The sequence below is a fragment of the Actinoplanes sp. NPDC048791 genome (genome assembly GCF_040650095.1).
GTDB lineage: Bacteria > Actinomycetota > Actinomycetes > Mycobacteriales > Micromonosporaceae > Actinoplanes.
In genome coordinates this window covers 1-3,053 of sequence record NZ_JBEZGQ010000993.1, presented here as the reverse complement: position 1 = coordinate 3,053, position 3,053 = coordinate 1, and the positions used below count along the sequence as shown (strand labels likewise).

Genomic DNA, 3,053 nt, shown 5'->3' with positions numbered 1-3,053 from the left:
CCGCACCTGTGTCAGCGCCGGAGGCGCCCGATGACCGGGGCCCGATCGAGGCCGTGCACGCCATGGCGGAGAGCCGGTTCTTCATCCGGGCGTAACCGACCGCCGCGTGCACCATGGCCTCCCCAAGCATTGGCTGCCGAACGCGCCTGTGCCTCCGGCGGCTCGGCGGACCGCCTCGTCGTAGTCGTGCACCGCGGCGATGTTGGGGTGCGACAGCCGGGCGCCCATCCGGGCTTCTTTCCAGGCGAGCTGGAGCACGTTGCTGCGGGCCCGGTCGAGGCCGGTGGGCAGCTTCAGTGCGACCGGGCGGGCCAGCAGCTCGTCCTGGGCGTGCCAGATCTCGGCCATCCCGCCGGTCTCCAGCCGCGACACCAGGCGGTAGCGGAACGCCAGGAGGGTGCCCGCCGCCGGCCAGTCGTCGCTCATCTCGGAACACTCGCCCAGCGCACGCGACGTGTCAACTCGTAACCAGCGACGGCGGCGCCGGATGTCGTTCACCACCGGGTGGCCCTCACCGGGGCAGTAGCGGTTCGGTCACGGATCGGTGATGCTGTTGGCGTGCAAGCCATCAGCGTGACCACCTCGGACGTGGACGAGGCCCGGACGGTGCTCGGGGACCACTTCTACTCCAACACCGTCGACGTGCTCTCCCCGGGCGCCTGGAAGGCCGGCTTCGACATCGCCCACAGTGGCCGGGTGACCTTCGGTGACCTGCACTTCGGCATCGACGTACGGATGTCGTTCGGTGAGCTGGGTGCGTACCACGTGGACGTACCCCTCAGCGGTGAGCTGGCCTGGCGCCAGGGTGGCGGCGCCCCGCTCATCGCCACCACCGCCAGCGCCGCGGTCTTCCAGCCGGTCGGCGACACCGTTCTCGAGCGGTGGAGCGGCGACTGCCGGCTGCTGGCCGTGAAGATCGACCGGGTGGCTCTGGAGGAGGAGCTGAGCCGGATGATCGACGGGCCGGTCCGCAGCCCGGTGCGGCTGGTCCGGGAGCTCGACATCTCCGGCGGGCTCGGCGCCGCCTGGGCCCGGCTGGCCCGGATGCTCGCTGTCGACGCGGCCGAGCAGCACGGCCTGGTCCGGCATCCGTTGCTGGGCCGGCAGCTGCGCGAGAGCCTGATCGGCGGGCTGTTGCTGGCCGCGTCGCACAACTACCGCGACGCTCTGGAGAACCGGCGTCCCGGGATGGCCGCGCCGCGCGCGGTGCGCCGGGCCGCGGAGGTCATGCGGGCCGAGCCGGGCCGGTCCTTCACCGTCGCCGACCTGGCCCGGATCGCCTCGGTCAGCCCACGCTCCCTGCAGGACGGTTTCCAGCGGTACCTCGACACGTCACCGATGGCCTACCTGCGGGAGATCCGGCTCTCGCTGGTGCACGAGGAACTGCGGCGCAGCGGACCCCGCGACAGCACGGTCACCGAGATCGCGTACCGGTGCGGCTTCGTGCACCTGGGCCGCTTCGCCGCCCTCTACCGCCGCCGCTACGGCGTCTCCCCGTCGGAGACCTTGCGCGGCTGAGCTTCGCTCAGGCCAGCAGCTCGCCCAGGGCGGCGGCGAAGACCTCATGGTGGCGGGCCACGTCGCCGGTCGCGGTCTGCGGGCACATCAGGGCCATGTTGTGGAACGGGGTCAGCAGCACCCCCCGGTTCATCAGGTACGTGTGCAGGAAGTCCTCCAGCTCGGGGTCGGCACCCGCGGCCGACTCCGTGCCGGTGCGCGGGGCCGGGGCGGTGAAGCGGTACTCCACCCGCGCCCCCACCTGGGCCACCGACCACGGCAGGGCGTACTCGGCGATGATCTTCCGGACGCCGTCGGCGAAGCCGGTGGCCACCTCGATCATCGTGGCGAAGGCGGCGTCGGTGAGCACCTCCTCCAGCGTCGCCCGGGTCGCCGCCATCGACACCGGGTTGCCGGCCAGGGTGCCACCGACTCCGCCCATGTCGATCAGGTCGAGGTCGGTGCGCCCGGTCAGCCGCGCGGCGAGTTCGGCGCTCAGCCCGTACGCGCCGACCGGGACGCCGCCGCCGATGGCCTTGCCGATGGTGACCACGTCGGGATCAAGGGCCCAGGCGGCGGTCGCGCCGCCGGGCCCGGCCGAGAAGGTGTGGGTCTCGTCGTTGATCAGGTACGTGCCGTGCTCGCGGGTCAGCGCCCGCACCCCGGCCAGGTAACCGGGCTCGGGCAGCACGATGCCGATGTTGGTCAGCGCGGGCTCCATCAGCACCGCCGCGACGTCGCCGTGGGCCAGCTCCCGGGCCAGCCCGTCCAGGTCGTTGAACTCGGCGACCCGGCTGGTCAGGGTCACGTCACCGGGCGCGCCGACGTTGCCCTCGCGGCTGCGGGGCCGCCCGTCCGGCCCGACCACGATCAGGGACTCGTCGACCGAGCCGTGGTAGCAGTAGCTGTTGACGAGGATGCGCGAGCGGCCCGTGACGGCACGCAGCAGCCGGATGGCCCAGCGGTTCGCGTCGGTCGCGGTGAGGGCGAAACTCCACGCCGGTACGCCGAAGCGCCGGCTCAGCTCCGCGCCGACCAGGGCCGCGTCCTCGGTGGGAACCATGGTGCTGGCGCCGCCCAGGTCGGCCAGACGACGGGTCACCGCGGCGACGACCGGGGCGGGGGAGTGCCCGGCCATCGCGGCGGTGTCACCGAGGCAGAAATACACGTACTCGTGGCCGTCGATGTCGGTGAGCCGGGCCCCGCGGGCCCGGTCGAGGTAGACCGGGTAGCCGGCCGCGCTCTTGTTCATCCAGGTCATCGGCACGCGGCCGAAGAGGTGGTCGGCGCGGGCGTAGGCCGCCGCCGACCGCGGGTGCCGGTCGGCGAAGGCGGTCCGCTCACGCTCGGTCAGCGCCTGAAGGCGGGCGCGGTCGATGGAATCCGTCGGCATGGCGCGACGCTACCAACGATCCGCGCGGGCAACGACCCTCCGGACGACCGATTCCATGTCGGGTCCACCGCGGTCATCGGGGGCCGGGACGGCTGTCGCGCGCCGGGGACGCTCAGAAGAGGGCCAGTTGGCCCGGCGTGGGGTCGCGGCGGCTGGTCAGGCC

At 72.9% G+C, this 3,053-nt stretch carries 3 protein-coding genes; 1 reads left to right on the top strand and 2 read right to left on the bottom strand.

Annotation, left to right across the window (positions count from 1 at the left end):
* Positions 1-81: 81 nt before the first annotated feature.
* Positions 82-426: a hypothetical protein gene (locus AB0C29_RS41015; RefSeq protein ID WP_360832528.1), complete on the bottom strand. Its 345-nt coding sequence runs from the start codon at positions 424-426 to the stop codon at positions 82-84.
* A 132-nt stretch (positions 427-558) separates the two neighbouring features.
* Here AB0C29_RS41015 and AB0C29_RS41010 point away from each other — a divergent pair, with 132 nt between their 5' ends.
* Positions 559-1,518: an AraC family transcriptional regulator gene (locus tag AB0C29_RS41010; RefSeq protein ID WP_360832525.1), complete on the top strand. Its 960-nt coding sequence runs from the start codon at positions 559-561 to the stop codon at positions 1,516-1,518.
* Positions 1,519-1,525: 7 nt separating this feature from the next.
* Here the strand turns inward: AB0C29_RS41010 and AB0C29_RS41005 are convergent, their stop codons facing one another.
* Positions 1,526-2,890, bottom strand: a complete 1,365-nt coding sequence (locus tag AB0C29_RS41005; RefSeq protein WP_360832522.1) for a transaminase — start codon at positions 2,888-2,890, stop codon at positions 1,526-1,528.
* Positions 2,891-3,053 lie beyond the last annotated feature (163 nt).

What these genes read in the sequence shown, in the direction of transcription:
- AB0C29_RS41005 (WP_360832522.1), bottom strand. Translation starts at nt 2,890, where the DNA reads ATGCCGACGGATTCCATCGACCGCGCCCGCCTTCAGGCGCTGACCGAG.
- AB0C29_RS41015 (WP_360832528.1), bottom strand. Translation starts at nt 426, where the DNA reads ATGAGCGACGACTGGCCGGCGGCGGGCACCCTCCTGGCGTTCCGCTAC.